This is a genomic window from Marinobacter sp. ANT_B65 (assembly GCF_002407605.1).
Classification (GTDB): domain Bacteria; phylum Pseudomonadota; class Gammaproteobacteria; order Pseudomonadales; family Oleiphilaceae; genus Marinobacter.
Window position 1 is genome coordinate 1449397 of sequence record NZ_NXGV01000001.1, and the last position, 21800, is coordinate 1471196.

Annotated in this window: 17 protein-coding genes, 1 other RNA gene and 1 pseudogene; 14 read left to right on the top strand and 5 right to left on the bottom strand. The window is 52.9% G+C overall.

Annotation, left to right across the window (positions count from 1 at the left end; translation table 11 throughout):
* Positions 1–148 precede the first annotated feature (148 nt).
* The 4 genes from prsK to CPA50_RS06815 all read right to left on the bottom strand — a co-directional run bounded on the left by prsK (position 149) and on the right by CPA50_RS06815 (position 5085).
* Positions 149–2257, bottom strand: coding sequence for an XrtA/PEP-CTERM system histidine kinase PrsK (prsK, locus tag CPA50_RS06800; RefSeq protein ID WP_096781659.1), 2109 nt, complete (start codon positions 2255–2257; stop codon positions 149–151).
* A 111-nt stretch (positions 2258–2368) separates the two neighbouring features.
* Positions 2369–3328, bottom strand: coding sequence for an SDR family oxidoreductase (locus tag CPA50_RS06805; RefSeq protein WP_096781660.1), 960 nt, complete (start codon positions 3326–3328; stop codon positions 2369–2371).
* Entirely contained in the window at positions 3328–4143 is an 816-nt protein-coding gene (locus CPA50_RS06810) for a lysophospholipid acyltransferase family protein (RefSeq protein ID WP_096781661.1), read from the bottom strand. Before CPA50_RS06810 ends, CPA50_RS06805 begins: the two co-directional genes overlap by 1 nt.
* 21 nt (positions 4144–4164) lie before the next feature.
* Complete coding sequence (locus CPA50_RS06815) at positions 4165–5085, bottom strand: D-hexose-6-phosphate mutarotase (RefSeq protein ID WP_096781662.1); 921 nt, start codon at positions 5083–5085, stop codon at positions 4165–4167.
* Between the two features lie 119 nt (positions 5086–5204).
* Between CPA50_RS06815 and CPA50_RS06820 the strand changes: the two genes are divergently transcribed.
* The 12 genes from CPA50_RS06820 to CPA50_RS06875 all read left to right on the top strand — a co-directional run bounded on the left by CPA50_RS06820 (position 5205) and on the right by CPA50_RS06875 (position 15458).
* On the top strand, positions 5205–5852 hold the full coding sequence (locus CPA50_RS06820) for a 2OG-Fe(II) oxygenase (protein WP_096781663.1): 648 nt from the start codon (positions 5205–5207) through the stop codon (positions 5850–5852).
* A 107-nt stretch (positions 5853–5959) separates the two neighbouring features.
* Positions 5960–6056: signal recognition particle sRNA small type (gene ffs, locus CPA50_RS06825), an RNA gene on the top strand.
* 164 nt (positions 6057–6220) lie between these two features.
* Positions 6221–8110 carry a DNA polymerase III subunit gamma/tau gene (dnaX, locus tag CPA50_RS06830; RefSeq protein WP_096781664.1) on the top strand — a complete coding sequence of 630 codons (1890 nt, stop codon included), beginning with the start codon at positions 6221–6223 and terminating at the stop codon, positions 8108–8110.
* Positions 8107–8430, top strand: coding sequence for a YbaB/EbfC family nucleoid-associated protein (locus tag CPA50_RS06835; RefSeq protein WP_096781665.1), 324 nt, complete (start codon positions 8107–8109; stop codon positions 8428–8430). Before dnaX ends, CPA50_RS06835 begins: the two co-directional genes overlap by 4 nt.
* A gap of 34 nt (positions 8431–8464) precedes the next feature.
* Positions 8465–9067, top strand: coding sequence for a recombination mediator RecR (recR, locus tag CPA50_RS06840; RefSeq protein WP_096781666.1), 603 nt, complete (start codon positions 8465–8467; stop codon positions 9065–9067).
* A gap of 44 nt (positions 9068–9111) precedes the next feature.
* Positions 9112–10260 carry a ribonuclease D gene (locus CPA50_RS06845; protein WP_096781667.1) on the top strand — a complete coding sequence of 383 codons (1149 nt, stop codon included), beginning with the start codon at positions 9112–9114 and terminating at the stop codon, positions 10258–10260.
* Positions 10257–10550, top strand: coding sequence for a YcgL domain-containing protein (locus tag CPA50_RS06850; protein WP_096781668.1), 294 nt, complete (start codon positions 10257–10259; stop codon positions 10548–10550). Before CPA50_RS06845 ends, CPA50_RS06850 begins: the two co-directional genes overlap by 4 nt.
* Positions 10547–10993, top strand: coding sequence for a YcgN family cysteine cluster protein (locus CPA50_RS06855; protein ID WP_096781669.1), 447 nt, complete (start codon positions 10547–10549; stop codon positions 10991–10993). Before CPA50_RS06850 ends, CPA50_RS06855 begins: the two co-directional genes overlap by 4 nt.
* Positions 10993–11337 (top strand): hypothetical protein, encoded by a 345-nt coding sequence (locus CPA50_RS06860; protein ID WP_096781670.1) that lies wholly within the window; start codon positions 10993–10995, stop codon positions 11335–11337. Before CPA50_RS06855 ends, CPA50_RS06860 begins: the two co-directional genes overlap by 1 nt.
* A 30-nt stretch (positions 11338–11367) precedes the next feature.
* Positions 11368–13386: a VWA domain-containing protein gene (locus CPA50_RS06865; protein WP_096781671.1), complete on the top strand. Its 2019-nt coding sequence runs from the start codon at positions 11368–11370 to the stop codon at positions 13384–13386.
* Between the two features lie 28 nt (positions 13387–13414).
* Entirely contained in the window at positions 13415–14257 is an 843-nt protein-coding gene (locus CPA50_RS06870) for an AAA family ATPase (RefSeq protein WP_096781672.1), read from the top strand.
* A gap of 22 nt (positions 14258–14279) precedes the next feature.
* Positions 14280–15458, top strand: coding sequence for a vWA domain-containing protein (locus CPA50_RS06875; protein ID WP_096781673.1), 1179 nt, complete (start codon positions 14280–14282; stop codon positions 15456–15458).
* A gap of 239 nt (positions 15459–15697) precedes the next feature.
* Here CPA50_RS06875 and CPA50_RS06880 read toward each other — a convergent pair whose 3' ends face one another.
* A complete protein-coding gene (locus CPA50_RS06880; protein WP_096781674.1) occupies positions 15698–16189 on the bottom strand; it encodes a MaoC/PaaZ C-terminal domain-containing protein in 492 nt (163 codons plus the stop codon).
* Positions 16190–16375: 186 nt separating this feature from the next.
* Here CPA50_RS06880 and CPA50_RS06885 point away from each other — a divergent pair, with 186 nt between their 5' ends.
* Both CPA50_RS06885 and hrpA read left to right on the top strand, forming a co-directional pair.
* Positions 16376–18052 (top strand): AMP-binding protein, encoded by a 1677-nt coding sequence (locus tag CPA50_RS06885; protein WP_096781675.1) that lies wholly within the window; start codon positions 16376–16378, stop codon positions 18050–18052.
* Between the two features lie 32 nt (positions 18053–18084).
* A pseudogene (hrpA, locus tag CPA50_RS06890) lies at positions 18085–21798 on the top strand (ATP-dependent RNA helicase HrpA); the annotation flags it as partial.
* Positions 21799–21800: the final 2 nt, after the last annotated feature.

Genomic DNA, 21800 nt, shown 5'->3' on the forward strand with positions numbered 1-21800 from the left:
TTTGTTTTAAGTTTTCCGCTACACCTGATTCTTAACTGAACATTGACACTTTGCAATGATCGATTTGTTTGTTGTGGCGAATAGTCATTTAATTGACAGTATTTATTGGCCACTGGACGTTGCTGATCGATCGTCGTTTTTCGCTTGTTTAACTTACTGTGCTTTCGTCATTTGTATTCGTTACAGGGCGATATCCGGAATCATCTACTAGCGGAATGCGAATGGAAAAACAGGAGCCTAGCCCTGGTTCGCTCGTGGCATCAACGGTGCCTCCGAGTTTCTGAATGTACTCCCGGGCCTGGTAGGCACCGATACCCATGCCGGTGAGGCCTTTTGTGCTCTCGAAAGGCTTGAATAGCCGCTCACTGATGAAATCATCAGTCATGCCGCAGCCCGTATCCTGAATGAACAGTACAACGTTGCCCTTGGCGATTTTAAGAGACAGGGTAACTTCGCCATCGGGTGGCGTCGCATCCTGTGCATTCTGGATCAGGTGGCCGATAACGCTTCGTAGTTGTTCGGAGTCTGCTTTGACCATTATCTGTGGAGGAGTTCCCTCCAGAGTGGGGAAAGGCTTCTGTCTGTTACAGTGTTCCAGCAGGTTGGTTACCAGCTGGGTCAGATCCAGCGTTTTCGAATTATCGTCATCGGCCGTGGGCTTGCGAATGTGCTCCACAAGGTTGGTCATCTTGCTGACCGCGTGGTCTGTGGTTGTGATCATGTCATCGATAAAAGCAGGGTTGTTCCTGTGTTTCTGGGCATTGTTAACCAGCAGGGATAGTTGTGCTATTACCGTTTTCAGGTCATGAACCATAAAGGCTGAGGCCTTGCTGACGGCTTCAAACTGCATCGCCCGCGAAAGCCGGTTCTGTGCATCGGCCTGTGCCAGAAGGTTACATGTCTGGCGAGCTACGACTTTGATGAGATCGAAGTTTTCCCAGTTCAGTTCTACCCGGGCGTAAGGGCGGCCTACCATCGCGATTCCATATAGCTCGTTACCCAGATATAGCGGGATGACCAGCCAGGCATCCGGGGTTTTGGCTATTGCGTCCGGTATTTCCAGTAAGTCGTAACTCACTGGATCCGCCCGGTATTCATCCAGGTTCACAATCCATTCTTTATCGGAAAAAAATCGAACCAGGTCAGCGTCTTCATCGATGATGGTGTATCTGGGGGTAGACAGGTTGGCTGAATCCTTGAGTGTGTAAGAGCCCTGATCGCTCTTTAACCAGATGGCGCCAGCATTGCTTTGTACAAGACCTGCAAGAATCCGGATAGCACGCAGTGGAAGGGGAGGGTGATCACTGATATCCGACAACTCTTTCGTCATCTTCAGCCATTCTTCCCGGTAATCGTATTTGTAGTCAAAAAAGTTCTGGCTGATCAGGACCATCAGTTTTGAGCGCAGACGTCGTGAGAGGAGTAGCGTTACCAGGAAGACCAGGGCTAGCGCCGATAAAAGGACCTGAAGAGCTTCGCCCCAGTTACCGCCCAGGATGCGGATGTAATACCCACTGACGGAGAGCAGAAGAAGGTATGCGCCGGCCAGAACCAGAGTGCCCACGTGAAAGACCGCGGAACGGGAAAGCTGGAAATCAATAGGCTGCTTGCGGGAGTTGACCACGTTGATGGCGAACAGCGGCACCAGTGCGGCGTTCAGGAAGCCGCGGGCATTCCAGAAGGAGTCAGCCATCTTGCCAAAAAGTAAAGCGTCGGCGTACATGAAGAAGTCAAACGCGAAGATTGTTGCCGCACCAATACACAGGTACTTCATGCTGGAGCGGCCAAATGCCGGTGCGTTGCGCCAGATCTGTTCAGCCAGAGACAGGCCAAGAAGTGAAAGTGCAATCTGCCCGATGAGTTTTGTTTTTCCGCCTACCAGCGACAGATTGAAAACAAACTCTAGGCTGCCCAGGGCGAGCAGTGTTACGAGCAGAACAGCTGTTGCAATTCCGAGGGCGCGTTGAATTTGTCCGCTCAGCTGCCCTTGCCGCAATGTATCCCGGAGCATGGCAAACAAAAGAAGAATCCAGGTAGTGTCGCGGAGTAGTTCCAGCAGGTAACGAATAAAAAAGCCTGGCTGACCCCAGATGCTTTGAGTAAAGAGAGCAGAGGCCCAGAGGGTGGTGACAAGTGCTGCGAGAAACAGTGCACGGTCAATGTCACGTCTCAAATAGCGGGTGCCCACAAGCACCGCGAGGATTGCGTATACCGTAGCGGCCGCGCCATGGCTTATTACGCTAAGATCTGGAAGCATGAAATCTGCCTGTTTCCGGGGTATGTGTAGTTTGAGGTGGGCAAGGGCTCAGTGCAACTCCCGGATGTAGTTATTGAGTATTTGTCGATGTTGTATACATATATTCAGGCCTTACAAAGGCGTTTTGTTGTCCCGGTAAAACCGGAAGATTTCCTTCGGTGGCCGTTTTGGTTGAAAGCCGAACTCTTTTGCGAAGGCTTCTCCATCTATGACTACCGGGTATTTGAAAAATTCCAGAAGATAGGCGGGGAAGCTGCGCAGGCGCAGTGTCCGGAGTATCAGCCGGGGCAGAGCAGGGGGAATGGATGGCACTGGGACTCTGGTGCAGCCGCAGAGTTCCAGTGCTTTTTGGTAAGCCACCCAGTCATTCGGGGCTACATTGAATATTCCCCGAGTAGCTTTTTTATATGCCAGTACAACGGCTTCGGCCATGTCGTCAATGTGGATGAACTGCATCATGGGGGAAAAGCCTGCAAGCACTGGAGCTCTCGGGCTTGCCAGTAGTGAGCTTATGGTGTTGCTTACGCTTGGGCCGACGATATTGCAGGGGCGTAGTATGGCGATATTCAGTTCCGGGTAGCGCCAAAGATAGATGTTTGCCAGGTTCTCCAGTTCCACAGAATCGATCAGGTCAGCACTCAGCCCTGCGCTTTTCATGGGTGCTGACTCGTCGATGAGCGCCGGGTTATAAGCCATTGCGCCGTATACGTGGAAAGTAGAGAGGACCACAATGCGCCGGATGCCATACTTGTGGCTCAGGTCCAGTAGCTTCTGTGTGCCTAACACGTTGGCGTTGTAGCGTCGCATCCGTGTGAGCTGGCTTGAGCGGATGCGGCCGAGATGAATAACACCGTCAAAATGGTAGCGTCGAAACAGGTCTTCAAGATTCCGGTGGTTAAGATCCAGGCAGTAGCTGGGAATATCATCGCCCAGGTGTACCTGAATTCGTGCGTCCACCACTACCAGGTCGCAGGTTTTCCTGAGTCTTTCGATTACCTGTTTGGCCAGTGCCCCAGCTGCGCCGGTTATCAGGACCCTGGGTTTGGATTGCTTGGTTGTCAGAGCAGCCATCAGAACAGCCTTTTCCTTTGTGTCAGTCCCTTGTCGATCAGCCGGTTTATTTCGGCTTTTACCTGTTCGACCCGTTCATTTATCTGTTCTTCGGATATGTCCTCGCCTTCAAAGTACATGGGCGGGCCGAAATTCAGATGGACCTTGGCCGGTAATACCACGGGCATTGCGACAGGAACATATGGAAGCCCGAAGGCTTTTGCCAGGGGTTTGATGTTGGCGATGGCGGGTACAGTTTCTTCGCAGCCTACTACGCCCACGGGAACTATGGCAGCGTTATGTTTCATTGCGAGGTGCATGAATCCGCTGCCAAACCGCTGCAACTGGTAGCGGTTTCTGTAGGGTTTCCCTGAGCCCCGGATACCTTCTGGAAAAACGATAATGGCTTCGTTGTTGGCGAGCATTCTGGCACAGTTTACCGGGTCGCCAAGTGTTCCTCCCACCTCGCTGAGCAGTGTGCCGAGCCAGGGTACGGTGGGGAAAAAGCGTTCAATCATTGCCCGGGGAATACGTGGGCTTTTTTCCCGGGAGGCCAGTGCATAACCAATGAGTACGCCGTCAATCGGGAGTTGCCCGCTGTGATTTCCCACAATCAGTACAGGCCCTTCAGCGGGTATGTGGTCAACGCCTTGGGCTTCAGTCCGGAAGTATTTTTCGTAGATAGGCTTGGTCAGAGAAAATCCGTATTTGAAGGTTTCGTTGTTATAGCCCCAGGGGTCATAACCCAGTGATCCTATGGGTTTACGGATACGATTGATTTGTTCGTCCAGTTTTGCCGGAACCAGTCGGGATTTCAGAAAGGATGTCAGGCTCATTCGCACTCCATTTATCGACATTCAGCCTCGACCGATCAGGACGCCGAGCGTGTGGCTTTGCCCTTCGTTAAGCACCCGGTAGTCACTTGCTGCGTTGGCGGTTTCGACACAGAGCATTGTCTGCCAGGCTGAGTCGGGGAAGTCGCTTAGTTTTGCAGCCTTGTCAGGGCCTGGATTCCAGACAACTGTAGAGTCGCTGCCAACTGCTGTCAGAGTTCGCCTGGCTGTGGGCGTTACGATGCTGAGCGGTTCACCACTTTCGTATATCCGGTCGGTTTCGCCTTCGAAATAGACAGCGCCATCCTGAGTACAGTATTCCCAGTCGTTCAGCGTATCGATGTAATGGCTGAATCCAAGGCCTGATATTCTTGAGCCTTCTATATCGACCGTTGGCAGATAAGTGTGCAGTGCCTGGCTGAAGGCCATTGGGTCGCTTCCCAGGTTTGTGGTAGTGAGAGCAAGCTGGCAGCCCCGGACTGAGAAATTGTACGTCAGCAGGGCCAGGGCGTGGCCACTCCAGACCCCGGCGAAGTCATTGTTGGCATCAAGGGAGAGAGAGATCTCGACTTCATGAGCCGTTTCTCTTACGTCCTCAAGTTTCCAGAGAGCTGTGCGGGCAAACCCGTGAGGAGCTGTTGTTTTGACCCGTTTGCGTACCTCCGGAGCATTGCGGGCCGGATCACCGAACCAGGGCCAGCACACGGGAATGCCTCCTCTGATGGCGCGGCCGGGCTCGAAGCGGGCTGCAGGGCTGAGCCATAGCCAGTCTGATTCGTTCCTGGGGATAAAACGGGTCAGGTGTGCACCCTGAAGGAAGAGGGTCGCCTCAAACAGGGGGTGATGAACCTCTAATGCTTCCAGCTGTCCGATCGTGTTCCAGCGGGTAAAAGACCATTGTCCCGGGGAAAGAGATAAGGGTGGCTTGTTGCTGCTCTCGGACATAGGGCTCGATTCCGGGCTTAAGTGCATTTGCTTATTAGTGAGAGTAAATCAAAACTGTGTTGTGGGCGACAACTGGCCCTAAAATAGCTGCGGTACGCTGGAGAATATCATTTCAAGGAATGTCATTGGATAAATCGCAGTGGTTAGACGAGCTTGCCGATGGCCTGAGTGAACACGGCTGGATGAGCTTTGATATTACGCCCTGGCTCGGGGAGGGTCTGTTGAAGTCTCTTCAGGCAGAAATCATCGTGCTCGACCAGAATGATGCGCTTAAAAGTGCGGGTATCGGGCGTGGCAGCGCACCTGTTCGGGATCGGTCAATTCGCCGGGACAAGATAGCCTGGTTGCAGGGTTCGACGCCGGCTCAGGCCGAAATTTTCGATTTTTTTCAAAGCCTGCGACTGGGATTGAATCAGCGGCTTTTTCTGGGGCTGAAGCGTATCGAGGCTCACTACGCGACTTATCATTGTGGTGATTTCTATAAACCCCATGTGGATAGTTTTCAGGGCCGTGCATCCCGCATTGTGAGCCTGGTTCTGTACCTGAACGATCATTGGCTGCCTGCGGATGGTGGTGCGCTTCAGATCTATAGCCGGGAAAATGAAGATGAAGTCTGCGCGCAGGTATTACCTGAGGCGGGCAGGGTGGCGTTGTTCATGAGTGAGGAAATCCGGCATGAGGTGCTTGAGGCTCATCGTACGCGCTATAGCCTGGCATGCTGGTTCAGGCAGGATGTAATTCCCCTGCCTATATCGGCATTGTTATAGCCACAATTCTGCAGGGCGGTAGATTTGCCGTTGTAGTCCGCAAACCCTTTTGTTAATATTCGCGCCGCTTTCAGGGATATTGTCCTGAAACGCCGTTATGGTGGCTCCATTGGTGCCTCCGCAACATGAAACCGTGAACCCGGTCAGGCCCGGAAGGGAGCAGCCGCAGCGGTGGAATTGTGTGCCGGAGTGTCGCTAGTGGGGCCACCCCCAGATTTTCGCTTTATTCAGCTTCAGGCCCGTTCCCAGGCCTCTTCCACCGGTTCTCTCCAGCCCTCTGATTTCTGCCTCATAATAGCTTCTATAACTTCTTATAAAACCCTGACCATGCTAAGGTTAAAGGCGTTTTTCTCAGCATTTGGCGGAACATGAGCTACCAGGTACTTGCCCGTAAATGGCGCCCCCGAACCTTTGAAGATATGGTGGGCCAGGAACACGTTCTTCAGGCGTTAATTCACGCCCTGGAAAACCAGCGTCTGCATCATGCCTATCTGTTTACTGGCACCCGGGGTGTCGGTAAAACGACAATCGGGCGTTTGTTGGCTCGTTGCCTCAACTGCGAAACCGGTATTACACCGCGCCCCTGCGGTACCTGTTCCAGTTGCCGGGAAATTCAGGAAGGGCGGTTTGTTGATCTGATCGAGATTGATGCCGCATCCCGCACCGGTGTGGATGACATGCGGGAGCTTACCGACAACGTTCAGTATGCCCCCAGCCGTGGCCGCTACAAGGTGTACCTCATCGATGAGGTGCACATGCTTACGAACCAGTCGTTCAATGCGTTTCTCAAAACTCTGGAAGAGCCTCCTGAGCATGTGAAGTTTCTGCTGGCGACGACTGATCCCCAGAAGCTGCCTGTAACCGTTCTCTCACGTTGTCTGCAGTTCAATCTCAAGCGTATGACGCCGGAGCACATTGCGGGGCACCTCACAAACGTATTGACCGCTGAACAGATCCCTTTTGAAGAACCAGCCCTTTGGCTGCTGGCCCGCGCTGCTGATGGCAGTATGCGTGATGCGCTGAGCCTGACAGATCAGGCTATTGCCTTTGGCAATCAGAAACTTGCCGCCAGTGATGTCAGTAGCATGCTTGGTACGATTGACCAGCGGGATATCGAGCGGATTGTAAATGCACTGGTAGAGCGCGATGGTCCGGCTTTGCTGGCTGAAATCAGCCGTATAGCGGATTTTGCGCCGGACTACAGCATTATTCTTGCGGACCTTCTGTCCCTGTTCCACAGGGTGACTATGGAGCAGGTCATTCCCGGTAGTGCTGACAATACACTTGGGGATGCGGCTCAGGTCCAGTCGCTGGCCCGCAAGTTAAGTGCAGAAGATGCCCAGTTGTTTTATCAGGCGGCTCTGATAGGTCGCAAGGATCTGGCGATTACGCCGGATGCCCGGATGGGCTTCGAGATGACGCTGCTTAGGATGCTGGCATTCCGTCCTGGCTCCGATAGACGTGCGCCGCCCCCTGCAGTAAGTAATACAAGCGCTGGTGTTGAGGAGGAATCCCGGGACGAACCTGACCCTGAGCCCCAATCTGAGCCTGCACCGGAACCCGAAGCGGTTGAGCCGGAACCTGAAATTGCGCCGGAACCTGAAGCAGTGGAGCCGGAACCTGAGCCAGTAACTGCCCCTGCTGCGGAGCAGGAGATGCAAGGTTACGCTGATGCGCCAGAAGATGACGCCTGGCTTGCAAGTCTTGACGCTCAGGCAGAGTCCGCTCCTGATTATCCAGAGCCAGAGCCAGAGCCAGAGCCAGAGCCAGAGCCAGAGCCAGAGCCAGAGCCAGAGCCAGAGCCAGAGCCAGAGCCAGAGCCAGAGCTTGAAGCTGCTGCTGCACCGGTTGCGGATGGGGAGTTTGTCTGGGAGCGTGATTTCCGCAGCCTTGGCATTGTTGGTATGCCGGGCAATCTGGCCAGCCACGGTGCAATGTCCCGTGCCGGCGATACCATCACACTGTTGATCGACCCAGGTCATGCCCGGCTTCTGAATGCCAGGCATGAAGAAAAAATTCTGGCCGCCTTGAGAAATCGCTTTGGCGACGCCACTCAGTTAAAGATTGAGCAAGGTGATCCGGGGCCGAATACGCCGGCGGCTTTTGACGAGCGTTTGCGTGCGGCGCGCCAGAGTGCTGCAGAAGAGTCTATCCGCAATGATCCTCTGGTCAGGTCCATTGTGGAGCGGTTTGAGGCAAGGGTGGTTGAAGACAGTATTCGGCCGGCCAAAAGAGACAAGCAGGAGATAAAAGCATGATGAACGATATGGGTGGCCTGATGAAAAAGGCCCAGAAGATGCAGGAAGAAATGCAGAAGGCTCAGGAAGAGGCGGCGAAAGCGGAGATTACCGGTGAATCAGGCGCAGGCCTGGTAAAAGTCACCATGAACGGTCGTCACGATGTTCGTAAAGTGGAAATTGATCCATCCCTGATGTCTGAAGAAAAGGATATTCTTGAAGACCTGTTGGCTGCCGCCGTTAATGATGCGGTGCGCCGCGTAGAGGCCAACCAGAAGGATAAGTTATCGGGCATGATGTCTGGCATGGGTTTACCGCCTGGCTTCAAGATGCCGTTTTAAAGCGTTTTCCTGAACTGCAGTCTGAGGATGTTTCATGGCGTTCAGCCCACTGGTTGATGAACTTGTTGAGTCTCTCCGCTGTTTGCCGGGAGTTGGTCAGAAAACCGCTCAGCGTATGGCCTTTCACTTGCTTGAGCGGGCTCGCTCCGGCGGAACACGGTTGTCTGATGCTTTGAGCAATGCCATGTCGGGCGTTCGCCGCTGTGAAAGCTGCCAGAACTTCTCTGATACCGAGGTGTGCGGGATTTGCGAGAATCCGGCCCGAAACAACGGCACGCTCTGCGTGGTTGAAAGCCCCTCTGATCTGCTGGCAATTGAACAGGCTGCCGATTACAAAGGCAGCTATTTTGTTCTGATGGGACATTTATCACCCATTGACGGTGTGGGCCCCGAAGAAATCGGCATTGAACGGCTTCTGCGCCGGGTACGCACAGATGGGGTGACTGAACTCATTCTCGCAACAAACCCGACGGTCGAAGGTGAAGCGACCGCCCACTATATTTCCGATCGGCTCGATGGCTCAGATATCCTCATTACCCGCCTTGCTCATGGTATACCGGTAGGTGGAGAGCTTGGCTACGTCGACGGTTTCACGCTCACTCATGCGTTTCGCGGCAGAAAACCTCTGCTGGACTGATTCCTGCGCCTGCAATTGCACGGCGCTTTTAACTGGTTTTCTCTATGACCCTTTCCCTACCGGCTATTGATGTTCCCCCAGCCCCTGAAACCATTAACTGGATTACGCAGCCTGAGGAGTTGGACCATTGGCTGGACAGCGTACCGGGTGTTCCCTTGGTCCTGGATACCGAATTTGAGCGGGTAAATACTTTTTACCCCATTCCAGGCCTGGTTCAGCTTGGTCTTGGTGACCAGTTTTGTCTTGTAGACCCGGATGTAGCTGAGCGCTCTGTGCGTTTCAGGGAGGTCATTGCAGATCCCGGGGTTAGCAAACTGCTTTATGCCATGAGCGAAGATCTCGAACTTTTTCGTGACTGGCTTGGAATCAACCCGAAGGGCGTTGTGGATCTGCAGATTGGTGCAGCCATGGCCGGAGCTGGTTTCTCTCTGGGTTATGCGCGGCTTGTGGAAACTCTCTTTGGCGAGACACTGGATAAATCAGTTACCCGGTCAGACTGGATTTCCCGCCCTTTGAGTGATGCTCAGCAGCGTTACGCTGTTGATGACATACGTTTTCTTGCGCCTATGTACGAGTGGGTTAGTGCGCATCTCCGTGAGAGAGGGCTGGAAGCTGCGCTTGTGGAGGAATCCACGCGCTTTGCCGATGAGCTTGCGGGGCAGGGCGATCTTGAGAATCACTACCTCCGCCTGCGCGGAGGTTGGGCGCTGACAACTCAGCAGCAAGTCGTGCTCAAGAAGCTGGTTGTCTGGCGTGAACTGGAATGCAGAGAGCGGGATCGTCCACGGGGCCGGGTGCTGGCAGACCCTCTTCTGATTGCTATTGCTGACCGGTTGCCCAGATCTTTGAGTGAAATGTCCAATATTCAGGGTGTTCCGGCGAGTGTGGTCAGACGTTATGGTGAGGCCTTGGTTGAGCTGGTTGATGAAGGGCGCAATGCTGATGACTCCGGGATTGAGCGCATTGCTCCACCGTTGACCCGGGACCAGCAGATGTTTTTCAAACAGTTAAAACAATTTTTTAAAAAAGCCTCAGAGGATACTGATATACCTATTGAATTATTGGCGCCAAGAAAGCGGCTCGAAAAGGTTGTTCAGGACAGAACCCTGGCGGCCAGCCCATTTTTCCAGGGCTGGCGTGCCCAGATTCTTGCGCCGGTAATGAGTGATATTGAGGATTATCTGAAATCATGAAAGATCGGGAATTTGTGTCTGTTTTTCGAAGCAGCAAAAAAAGTGATACCTACATTTACGTTCGTCGCGGACAGAAATGGGATGATCTGCCTGAGAGCCTGAGGGTGATTTTCGGCAGCCCGGTTCATTCTATGGATCTGATACTGACACCGGAGCGAAAACTAGCCAGAGCAACGGCAGAGCAGGTTCTGAGTGCCATTGCTGACAAAGACTTCTTTTTGCAGATGCCGGAAGAGCGCGATGCCTACGTAATTGATTTTCGCACCAAGCCGGGGCTGAGAGATTCATGATTGCCCAGATTCCGTTCTGGCAGCGTAAGCGCCTGAGCGAAATGACGCAAAAGGAATGGGAATCCCTGTGCGACGGCTGCGGTAAATGCTGTCTCAACAAGCTTGAAGATGAAGATACCGGCGAGGTGTACCACACCGATCTGGTGTGTCGTTTTATGGACAACGAGAGTTGTCAATGTACGGTTTACCCGGATCGCCTGAGCAGGGTGCCGGGCTGTACGGTGCTGACACCGGATACGGTGAAAGATTACTATTGGCTACCCTATACCTGCGGCTATCGCACACTCGCAGAGGGCAGGCCTCTGGCGGACTGGCATCCGCTGTGCAGCGGGAATCCGGATTCGGTGCACGAGGCCGGTGTCTCCATACGTCACAAGGTGATTCATGAGGATCAGGTGGCCGAGGAAGACTGGGAAGAACATATCATTCACTGGGTTCTGTAATGATCGATACTGACGCACACATTGCTTACGGCATCTTCTGGGCTGCCTATGTCATTGCTTTCATCGTGTTTTTTTTCATGATGAAGAAGCTTTTCCGGTTTTTGCCGTTATACGGCTTTCGAACCCTGTTGCTGGCGGCACTGGTTGCTTTTCTTCTGACCCCGGTTGAATCTCCCGAACTGGCGGGCTGGTGGATACCTGCATGGCTTTTCGGAAGTTATGAACTTGTTCTTGGTGACGCCGACAACGCCGGCCGGGCATTGCTTAATCTTGGCATCGGAGGGGTTGTAATGCTCCTCGTCTGGATTCTGGATATGGTTCGTTACCGCTTATCCCGGCGATAAGATAACCCACACATTTTTTTGAGAACAACAATGTCGAGATTCTTTGCGCTGGTTTTTTTCACTGCTTTATTGATACCCGCAACTCTGTGGGCTGAAGAAGTAACGAAACTGACATTGCCGGAAAACCCGGACGTCCGGATCATTGTGGACATCTCGGGCTCCATGAAGGAAACCGATCCCGATAACCTGCGGCAACCAGCAGTAAGACTACTGGCCCGAGTGTTGCCTGAAGGCAGTACTGCCGGTGTATGGACCTTCGGCCAGTACGTGAATATGTTGGTGCCTCATGGGGAGGTGTCTGAATCCTGGCGTGACACGGCTGTTGAACGCTCCGGCCAGATCAATTCCGTGGCTATGCGTACCAATCTGGGCAGAGCCATTGAAGTTGCCAGCGACGACTTTGTTACAGGAGGCTCTCTTGAGAACACGCATTTCATCCTTCTGACAGACGGCAAAGTGGACATATCAAACAGCCCGGATGTGAATCAGGCTGAAGAAGAGCGAATTCTGGGCAAGATGCTGGAAGACCTGGTGGCCAGAGGCGCGACCTTCCACCCAGTTGCGCTTTCCGGTCAGGCGGACGCTGATTTTCTGAAGACACTTGCGGAGAAATCAAAAGGCAGTTTCCGGGTTGCCGATACGGCAGAATCTCTTAATCTGGCCTTTCTCGATGCATTGAATACTGCCGCACCCCAGGAGCAGATTCCATTTGAGGGCAACGCATTCATCGTTGATGGCGGTGTAAAGGAGTTTACCGCGTTGGTCTTCCGCGATCGGGCCAACACTGGCGAAGCAGATGAACCTGTCAGTCTGGAGCTGATCCGTCCTGATGGTCAAAAGCTCCTGTATTCTGCGCAACCTGATAATGTCCGGTGGGCCCGCGAGGCGGCTTATGACCTGATTACCATTTCAGGGCCCCAGGCTGGCGAATGGCGCGTAACCGGCGAACCGGGTGAGGGCAGCCGGGTTACCGTCGTAAGTGACCTGAGAATGCTGGTCAGCCCTGTGCCTGCCACGTTTACCCCGGAATCACCGGTGGAGATCCGCGTTGCGTTTTTTGAAGAAACAGAAAAGGTGACCGACCCGGAGTTTCTCGATGTAATAACCGTGAACCTCAGTCTTACATCTGAAGACGGGCGAAGTGGCAGCAAGGCCCTCTCTGAAGATCAACCTCCGGAAGACGGCGTATATACAGATACTATTGGCAAGCTTCCGGCCGAAGGTCTTTACAGAATTGATGTTGTTGCTGACGGTAAGACATTTGCCCGTAAGTTTACAGCTACCACACGGTTTATCGTGCCGACGGGGATGGTTGAGCCAGGCATGGAACCTCCTATTGATATCAGTCTTGCTGAGCAGGTCGAACCAGCACCTGAATCCGATGAGCCTCCGGAGCCTGAAGCGGTGGCTGAACCCCCTGTAGCACAGGAGTCCGTTGAATCAGAAGAGCCGGCTCAGCCTGAAGAGGAAGAAGAGCCTTTAGCCGAAGATAAGCCGGAGGCTGAGTCAGTACTTCCTGTCCCGCTGTGGATGCTGGGTGCTGGAGCGGCGGCGCTCGTGGTTGTGGTATTGATCATTATTCTGCTGGCACGAAAGCGCCGTGCAGCGGTGGGCGAAGACGAAACTTCGGGTGATGAGATCGAGAACTTTGACGATCTGTCCCAGGAAATGGCAGCAATTGAGGCTGAAGCCCCGGTTGTAATGGAAGAACCGGAACCAGAACCAGAGCCAGAGCCGGAACCGGAACCAGAGCCAGAGCCAGAACCGGATCCAGAACCAGAACCGGAGCCAGAACCAGAACCCGTGCTGGAACCCGAGCCTGAGCCCGTCATGCAGCCTGAGCCGGAAGTTGAGCCGGCGGAAGAGGATATACCGGTTGCCAACACGATTGTGGAGCCCGAAGAGGAGGTTATCCCGGAGTTGGTTGAGCCAGTAGAAGAGGACGATGAAGAAGAGTTCGGTCTGGATGATTTTGACCTTTCCGAATTTGATGATTTGCCAGATTACGATGGGCCGGAAACTGAACCGGACGATGAACAGAAAAAGTAAACTAACGAAATTGACAGGAATCCAACAAATGAAGTTTACCGGTACCGACAAATATGTAGCCACCGATGACTTGCAGATGGCCGTGAACGCTGCCATCACGCTGCAACGCCCACTGCTGATCAAAGGCGAACCCGGCACCGGCAAAACTCTGCTGGCTGAGGAAATGGCAAGCGCTCTTGGAATGCGCCTGATTCCCTGGCACATCAAATCGACTACCAAGGCTCAGCAGGGCCTATATGAGTACGATGCGGTTTCCCGTTTACGGGATTCCCAGCTGGGTGATGAGAAGGTCAAGGACATCAGCAACTACATCGTTAAGGGTAAGCTCTGGGAGGCCTTTGAAGCTGAAGATCAGGTTGTGCTGCTGATTGATGAGATCGACAAGGCTGATATCGAATTCCCTAACGATCTTTTGCTGGAACTGGATCGGATGGAGTTCTATGTATACGAAACCCAGCAGTTCGTAAAAGCCAAAAAACGGCCCATCATAGTAATCACCAGTAACAATGAAAAAGAGCTGCCAGATGCTTTCCTGCGCCGCTGTTTTTTCCATTACATCAGCTTCCCGGACCACGACACCATGAAGAGCATCGTGGATGTTCACTTTCCGGGTATTCAGCAGCAGGTGGTCAAGGATGCTCTGGAAGTTTTCTTCGATGTACGCAAAGTGCCTGGCCTGAAGAAGAAGCCCTCCACCTCTGAGCTGATTGACTGGTTGAAGCTGTTGATGGCAGACGAACTGACCGCCAAGATGCTGCAGGATAAAGACAGCAGCTCGGCGCTGCCGCCATTGTACGGTGCTCTGGTGAAGAACGAGCAGGACGTGCACCTGTTGCAGAAGCTGGCGTTTATGGCCCGCCGTCGCGGCTGAAATTCGGCAAGAGTGCGGTTTTATGTTGATTGATTTCTTTCTCGAAGTGCGGCGGGCCAAGGTGCCGGCCAGCCTGCGTGAATTCCTTGATCTGCTGGAAGCGCTGCAGCAGCGTCTGGCGTTTGCGGATATGGAGGAGTTTTATTACCTGGCGCGGTTGTGTCTGGTTAAGGATGAGCGCCATTTCGACAAGTTTGATCTGGCCTTTAAAGCCTATTTTGAAGGCATAGAGCATCTGGATCAGATGCTGGAAGCCTTGATTCCTGATGAATGGCTTCGCGCTGAGTTCGAGAAAAACCTGAGTGAGGAAGAGAAAGCTAAAATTGACTCGCTGGGTGGTCTTGAAGAGCTGATCGAAACCTTCAAGAAACGCATGGAAGAGCAGAAAAAGCGTCATGCCGGAGGCAACAAATGGATTGGTACCGGAGGCACGTCACCTTTCGGGGCTGATGGGTACAACCCGGAAGGTTTCCGGATCGGGCAAAAAAATGGCCGTCATGGGCGTGCAATCAAGGTTTGGGAAAAGCGAGAGTTCAAGGATCTGGACGACAGCGTTACCCTGGGGATCCGCAATATCAAGGTAGCGTTACGGCGATTGCGCAAGTTTGCACGCCAGGGTGCCGCTGATAAGCTGGATCTCGATGATACCATCCGGTCGACGGCGCGTAATGCGGGTTATCTTGATCTTAAAATGGTACCTGAGCGACATAACGCTGCCAAAGTGCTGATCTTTTTTGATGTGGGCGGCTCCATGGACCCCCATGTGCGGGTATGTGAGGAACTGTTCTCTGCCGCACGTGCTGAGTTCAAGCATATGGAGTACTTTTACTTTCATAACTTTGTGTATGAGAGTATGTGGAAGAACAACGTTCGCCGGATGAATGAGACCACCGACACCTGGGATATTCTCAACAAGTATTCGCCGGACTATAAGGTGATCTTCATAGGTGACGCTACTATGGCCCCCTATGAGATTTCTCATCCGGGTGGTTCCATTGAACACTGGAACGAAGAATCCGGTGCGACCTGGTTTCAGCGCCTCAGCGACCATTTCCGCAAGGTGGTCTGGATCAACCCGTTACCCGAAAATTATTGGGGAACAGGCGGCTCTCTGGGGATGACCCGGCAACTTGTGAACAACCACATGTATCCACTTACGGTGGAAGGCCTTGAGTCCGCGATGAAATACCTGAGTAAATAAAAAAGCCGATGTGGTTGAGGCATCGGCAAAGCTCGGTATATCAGGCGGGAGTGCATAGACGCGTTCCCGCCCTGATCAATTCAGCAATTAAAGGGCCAAAAAAAGAAAAGCGTCTAAAATCAGTTTATTATTGGAGCCTGCAGACGAGTCAAGCGGGTGTTTTCACCATGCATTTCTGTTCTTGCGTCAAATAATTCGACATTTTTGTCGTCGTCGGCCAGCAATGGCTTTTCTAAAGTTCAGTTCTGGGCTTCAATCGTGATCTTCGGAAGTGTTGGTTTGTAGAGTGAAACTTTCTCTGTTGGAGCGATAACCTTGGCTTCTCCTGTCACAACCTTCTGATTGTTCTGGTTGGTTACTTCACACTTGAAAACTACCCGGTTTCTGGGTTCCTTGCGCAGGACTGTCAGGCCTACCGTCAGTGTGTCATCCAGTTTAACGGGGCGTTTGAATGAGAGGCTTTGGTCAAGATAAACCGTGCCGGGGCCGGGCATGACTGTAGCCAGTGCCGCAGAAATGAGCGCGCCACTCCACATGCCATGGGCGATTCGCTCCTTGAATATGGAGTTTGCTGCAAACTCCGGGTCAAGGTGCAGGGGGTTAATGTCTCCCGAAACAGCGGCAAACAGCACCAGATCATCCTCTGACAGGGTCCGGATAAATGTGGCAGTATCGCCTTCATTAATCTCGTTATAGGTAATGTTTTCAAGTGTATCGAGAGTGTCGCTCATCGGGTACTCCATGGACGAGGCGTGGGGGCAAAGGTATCTATGCTTATGCGCTGAAACTACCTCATCGTTAACAAAACTGCTATTCTCTCCCGACTTTTGCAGATGATACTTATGTCGGGTTGATTTTTGTACTGCGCGACATATGGGAATTATTATAAAAGAAAAGCGCCAGAACAGGAGATGGTGATGGATTTTGGGAAGTTCTATCAAGATAAATACCCCGCCAGTGTTCCCCGTGAAGTCGACCTGAAAAAATACAGCAGCATGGTGGACGTGTTTGAGCAGGCCGTAAAAAAGTACGCTGACCGTCCTGCCTTCAGTGCAGTAGGCGCAACTCTCACTTATCGTGATCTGGACACTCAAACCCGAAACTTTGCGGCCTGGTTGCAAAACAAGACGGATCTGAAACCCGGCGATCGTATTGCTGTGCAAATGCCCAACCTGCCTCAGTATCCTGTTGTGGTCTTTGGTGCCATGCGTGCGGGTCTGATTGTGGTTAATACAAACCCGCTTTATACCACTCGCGAGATGGAGCACCAGTTTAACGATTCCGGAGCAAAGGCTTTGGTGGTGCTGGCGAATATGGCTGAGAACGCCGAGAAAGTTCTGCCCCATACCAGCATTGAGCATGTCATTGTTACCGAAATTGCTGACATGAATTCGCCCATCAAGCGTACGGTGATGAATGCTGTTATCAAGCACGTGAAAAAGATGGTGCCGCCTTTCAGCATTCCGCAAGCACATAAGCTGCCAGCCGTGCTCAGCGCAGGCGCCCGTGAAAAGTTCACCCGGGTCGAATGTAAGCAGGACGACATTGCGGTTCTGCAGTATACCGGCGGAACAACCGGTGTCGCCAAAGGAGCGATGCTTACGCACGGAAACCTGGTAGCGAACCTGCTGCAGGTTCGCCCGATGATGGAAGACACGATAATTGACGGGCAGGAGGTAGTTATTGCTCCTCTGCCGCTTTATCATATCTACTCTTTTACTCTTAACTGCGGAATCATGCTCGAGAGTGGCGGTCACAATGTGCTGATCCCCAATCCGCGTGACATTCCTGGCTTCGTTAAAGAGCTGAAAAAGCACGAGTTCACAGCATTTCTTGGTTTGAATACTCTGTTTGTTGCATTGTGCAATAACGAAGAGTTTCAGGAACTCGATTTCAGTCATCTGAAGCTTACGTCTTCAGGTGGTATGGCACTGACTACTGATACAGCGAAGACATGGGAGCGTGTAACTGGCTGTCCGATATCGGAAGGCTATGGCATGACCGAAACCTCGCCAGTGGTTACCTTCAATCCCCGGAGCGCCATCCAGCTGGGAACCATTGGTTTGCCTGTTCCTTCTACTCAGGTCAAAACCATTGATGATGACGGCAATGAGACAGCGCTGGGTGATGCTGGTGAACTTTGCGTGAAAGGCCCGCAGGTTATGCGCGGTTACTGGCAGCGTCCGGATGATACGCAGAAGTCGTTCACCGAAGATGGTTATATCAAGACCGGTGACATTGCGGTGATTCAGGAAGATGGCTATATCCGCATTGTTGACCGCAAGAAGGACATGATTATCGTGTCGGGATTCAACGTGTATCCCAATGAAATTGAAGATGTGGTGAGCAGCCATCCGAAGGTTCTTGAATGCGCCGCAGTTGGAATTCCCGATGCCAGAAGCGGGGAGGCGGTCAAGGTTTACCTGGTTGCCGCGCCTGAAGGTGTTACCGAGAACGAATTAAAAGAGTTCTGTCGTGAGCGCCTGACTGCCTATAAAGTGCCACGTTTCTTTGAATTTCGCGATGAACTGCCAAAAACGAACGTGGGCAAAATTTTGCGCCGTGAACTGCGCGACGAACCGGAAAATAAGTAAATACGTTGATATTGCAATCTGATACCCAAGCAGCTCTTCACAAACCAATCACTTTCCCGGCTGGGTTGCCGGTTTCCGATCGCGTGGATGATATCCGCGAAGCGATCGGAAACCATCAGGTCGTAATTATCGCTGGCGAAACCGGATCGGGTAAGACCACTCAGATACCCAAGATCTGTATGAGTATGGGCCGGGGAGTGACCGGCTTGATTGGTCATACTCAGCCAAGGCGTATTGCCGCGCGAAGCGTTGCTGCCCGGATAGCAGATGAACTGGGTGAGCAGACCGGTCAGCAGATCGGGTATCAGGTCCGGTTTACCGATAACACCTCCGAACAGACCCGGGTCAAGGTGATGACTGACGGGATTCTGCTGGCGGAGGTCCAGCATGACCGCTTTCTCAAGCGCTATGACACGCTGATTATTGATGAAGCTCACGAACGCAGCCTGAATATCGACTTTCTGCTGGGTTATCTGAAGCAACTCCTCCCCAAACGACCTGACCTTAAAGTCATTATCACCTCTGCCACGATTGAAGTGGATCGCTTCAGCGAGTTTTTCAACAATGCGCCCGTTCTGGAAGTGAGCGGCCGAACGTTTCCGGTAGATGTTCGTTACCATCCGCTTAACGGCGATGAAGACGATCGCGATCAGAGCTGGAATGATGGCACCCTCGCTGTGCTTGAAGAGATTGAGAGGCATGAGCGCAGCGAAAAGCTACCGCCGGGTGATGTGTTGGTATTCCTGCCGGGTGAACGTGAGATCCGTAACCTGAGCAAAATGCTGCGCCACGCGGAACTTCAGCATACAGAAGTGCTGCCTTTATATTCCCGGTTAAGTAATCAGGAACAGAACCGGGTATTTCAGAGCCACCGTGGCCGCAGGATTGTCCTTGCCACCAACGTCGCAGAGACGTCGCTGACAGTGCCGGGAATTCGCTACGTTATCGACACCGGTGTGGCCCGGATCAGCCGCTACAGTGTCCGTTCAAAAATACAGCGCCTTCCCGTTGAGCCTGTTTCTCAAGCCAGCGCTAACCAGCGTTCAGGCAGGTGTGGCCGGGTTGCACCGGGGATCTGTTTTCGTTTGTATGATGAAGCGGATTTTCTCAACCGCCCGGAATACACAGATCCGGAAATACTGCGTACCAATCTGGCCTCCGTTATTCTGCAGATGGCCACCTCCGGCCTCGGCGAGATTCGGAATTTCCCTTTTCTGGAGGCGCCGGACAAGCGTCTGATCAATGATGGCTACAAGCTTCTGGAAGAGCTGAGTGCGGTGGACAACCAGCGCCGGGTTACCAGGCTTGGGCGCACTATGGCCAAGCTGCCATTGGATCCGCGCCTGGCCCGTATGCTGGTTACCTCGGCCGATCATGGCAGTCTTGCGGAAACACTGATTATTATCGCAGGGTTGAGTGTTCAGGATCCAAGAGATCGTCCGCAGGACAAGCAGCAGGCAGCGGATCAGGCCCATGCCCAGTTCAATGACAAAGAATCAGACTTCATTACTCTGCTCAATATCTGGAACTTTTTCGAAGAGCAGCGCCAGGAGCTATCCCAGAATCAGCTTAAAAAGGTTTGTCAGAAAAGTTTTCTCAGCTGGATGCGCATGCGGGAATGGCGGGACATCCACCGGCAGCTCACGCTGATTTGCCGCGATCAGAAGCTGGCATTTAACCGGGATGCTGCCAGTTACGACGCAATACACAAAGCCATTCTGGCCGGCCTGTTAGGGCAGGTGGCGACCAAGGTCGAAAAAAAGGAATACCTGGCAACCCGCAATCGCAAGGTAATGATTTTTCCGGGCTCTAAGGTATCCAAAAGTGGGCCAAAATGGATTGTTGCGACGGAAATTGTTGAAACAAGCCGTGTATTCGCTCGCATGGTTGCGGCCATTCAGCCTGAATGGATAGAGCCTTTGGCCGGGCATGTGGTCAAGCATCACTATTTCGAACCCCACTGGGAGCAGAAGAGAGCCCAGGTGATGGGGTATGAAAAGATCACACTGTACGGTCTTGATGTGGTGCCAAAGCGGCGCATAGCCTTCAGTAAAATAGACCCTGTCGAGTGTCGGAATCTGTTTATCCGCCATGCACTGGTAGAGGGTGACTACCGTTCAAAAGCCCCGTTTATCGGCCGCAATCGCGAGATGCTGGCGAGCGTAGAGGAGCTTGAGAAGAAAACCCGGAGGCGGGATCTTCTCGTGGACGATGAGGTGCTGGTCAGCTTTTATGATGAGCGTCTACCGGCCGGGATCGTCAGTGGCCGTCATTTTGAACGTTGGTGGAAGGGGCTTTCTGCGGAGGAGCTCTGTAATCTTGAGTTGACTGACTCAGATGTTCTTCAGAGACCAGTTGATGCTCAGGCAGCGGATTTGTATCCGGATTTTCTGGAGTGGGAGGGGGTTCGTTATCCTCTCAGCTACGAGTTTGAGCCGACCAGTGAGCGTGACGGTGTTACGCTTCAGGTGCCTCTGATGGCGCTCCGGCAGATTCCCTCCCGGCGCCTCGAATGGCTTGTTCCGGGCCTGCTCCGGGAAAAATGTATCGCACTTGTCAAAGGTTTACCGAAATCCCTAAGGCGGAATTTCGTTCCGGTACCTGACTTTGTGGATGCTGCAATTGAGAACCTCCAGCCTTCCAATGAACCACTGGCGTTCCAGCTGGGAGAACAGTTGCGCCGTATGACCGGTGTACGCATTGATCCTGAAGCCTGGTCCGCGGATGATTTGCCTCGCCATCTTCGAATGAATCTCAGGGTTCTCGGTGACGGCGGTAAGGTAATTGCTGAAAGCCGGGAAACCGGGGAACTCCAGGGCCAGCTTGAAGGGCGGGCCGAGGAAGCGCTCGCATCGGCAACAAGCGACAGTCGGAGCCAGGAACCTGCAGGAGAATTTACGGATTGGGAATTCGGCGAACTGCCGAAACAGGTACAGACTGAAAAGGGCGGCATGCAGATTACGGTCTATCCCGCCCTTGAGGATCTGGGTAAGCAGGTTCGCGAGATTCGTTGTCTTGATCGCCTTACAGCAGAAGACATTACCCGGAAGGCAATTGCACGCCTGATCCTGAACCGGTTCGGTAATACTCTGGATGACCTTGAGCGCAAGCTTCCACGTTTCAAACAGTCAGCCCTGATGTTTGCCCCCATTGGCCAGGCAAAGGTGCTTCTGGATGACTTGCTGGTATCGACTGCTGTTCAGCACTTTCTGGACGACGGGATTCCCGGTACCCGAGAGGCTTTTGATTTGCTGTTCGATCGACACCGGGGGGATTTTATTCCCACTCTGGAGCAAGCCGACGAACACCTGTATCAGGCAATGGCGGGCTATCAGAAAGTCGCAAAACGCCTGAAAGGCAAAATTAACCTGGCTCTGGCGAACAGCATGGCGGACATGAAGTTTCAGCTTCAAAACCTTGTTTATCCGGGATTTCTTGTAGCTACTCCTCCCCAATGGCTGGCTGAGTTTGGCCGATACTTTGAGGCGGCTATGATCCGGCTGGAAAAAATGCCGCGGGAAATGGGGCGCGAACGGGAGTTTTTGCATACCAGTGACGCACTGTGGAAGCGATACGCAAGCAAGCGGGATGAGCAGCAGAAACAGGGCGTTCGTGATCCACAACTGGTTGTCTACCGCTGGATGCTTGAGGAGTACCGGGTGTCGTTTTTTGCGCAACAGCTAGGCACGAATATGACTGTGTCTGTCAAGCGTCTGGATAAGCAGTGGGAGCTCACCAGGGTCTGATC

Bases quoted from the DNA above. Each gene is read 5' to 3' on its own strand.
- prsK (WP_096781659.1), bottom strand. From the start codon at position 2,257: ATGCTTCCAGATCTTAGCGTAATAAGCCATGGCGCGGCCGCTACGGTA.
- CPA50_RS06805 (WP_096781660.1), bottom strand. From the start codon at position 3,328: ATGGCTGCTCTGACAACCAAGCAATCCAAACCCAGGGTCCTGATAACC.
- CPA50_RS06810 (WP_096781661.1), bottom strand. From the start codon at position 4,143: ATGAGCCTGACATCCTTTCTGAAATCCCGACTGGTTCCGGCAAAACTG.
- CPA50_RS06815 (WP_096781662.1), bottom strand. From the start codon at position 5,085: ATGTCCGAGAGCAGCAACAAGCCACCCTTATCTCTTTCCCCGGGACAA.
- CPA50_RS06820 (WP_096781663.1), top strand. From the start codon at position 5,205: ATGTCATTGGATAAATCGCAGTGGTTAGACGAGCTTGCCGATGGCCTG.
- dnaX (WP_096781664.1), top strand. From the start codon at position 6,221: ATGAGCTACCAGGTACTTGCCCGTAAATGGCGCCCCCGAACCTTTGAA.
- CPA50_RS06835 (WP_096781665.1), top strand. From the start codon at position 8,107: ATGATGAACGATATGGGTGGCCTGATGAAAAAGGCCCAGAAGATGCAG.
- recR (WP_096781666.1), top strand. From the start codon at position 8,465: ATGGCGTTCAGCCCACTGGTTGATGAACTTGTTGAGTCTCTCCGCTGT.
- CPA50_RS06845 (WP_096781667.1), top strand. From the start codon at position 9,112: ATGACCCTTTCCCTACCGGCTATTGATGTTCCCCCAGCCCCTGAAACC.
- CPA50_RS06850 (WP_096781668.1), top strand. From the start codon at position 10,257: ATGAAAGATCGGGAATTTGTGTCTGTTTTTCGAAGCAGCAAAAAAAGT.
- CPA50_RS06855 (WP_096781669.1), top strand. From the start codon at position 10,547: ATGATTGCCCAGATTCCGTTCTGGCAGCGTAAGCGCCTGAGCGAAATG.
- CPA50_RS06860 (WP_096781670.1), top strand. From the start codon at position 10,993: ATGATCGATACTGACGCACACATTGCTTACGGCATCTTCTGGGCTGCC.
- CPA50_RS06865 (WP_096781671.1), top strand. From the start codon at position 11,368: ATGTCGAGATTCTTTGCGCTGGTTTTTTTCACTGCTTTATTGATACCC.
- CPA50_RS06870 (WP_096781672.1), top strand. From the start codon at position 13,415: ATGAAGTTTACCGGTACCGACAAATATGTAGCCACCGATGACTTGCAG.
- CPA50_RS06875 (WP_096781673.1), top strand. From the start codon at position 14,280: ATGTTGATTGATTTCTTTCTCGAAGTGCGGCGGGCCAAGGTGCCGGCC.
- CPA50_RS06880 (WP_096781674.1), bottom strand. From the start codon at position 16,189: ATGAGCGACACTCTCGATACACTTGAAAACATTACCTATAACGAGATT.
- CPA50_RS06885 (WP_096781675.1), top strand. From the start codon at position 16,376: ATGGATTTTGGGAAGTTCTATCAAGATAAATACCCCGCCAGTGTTCCC.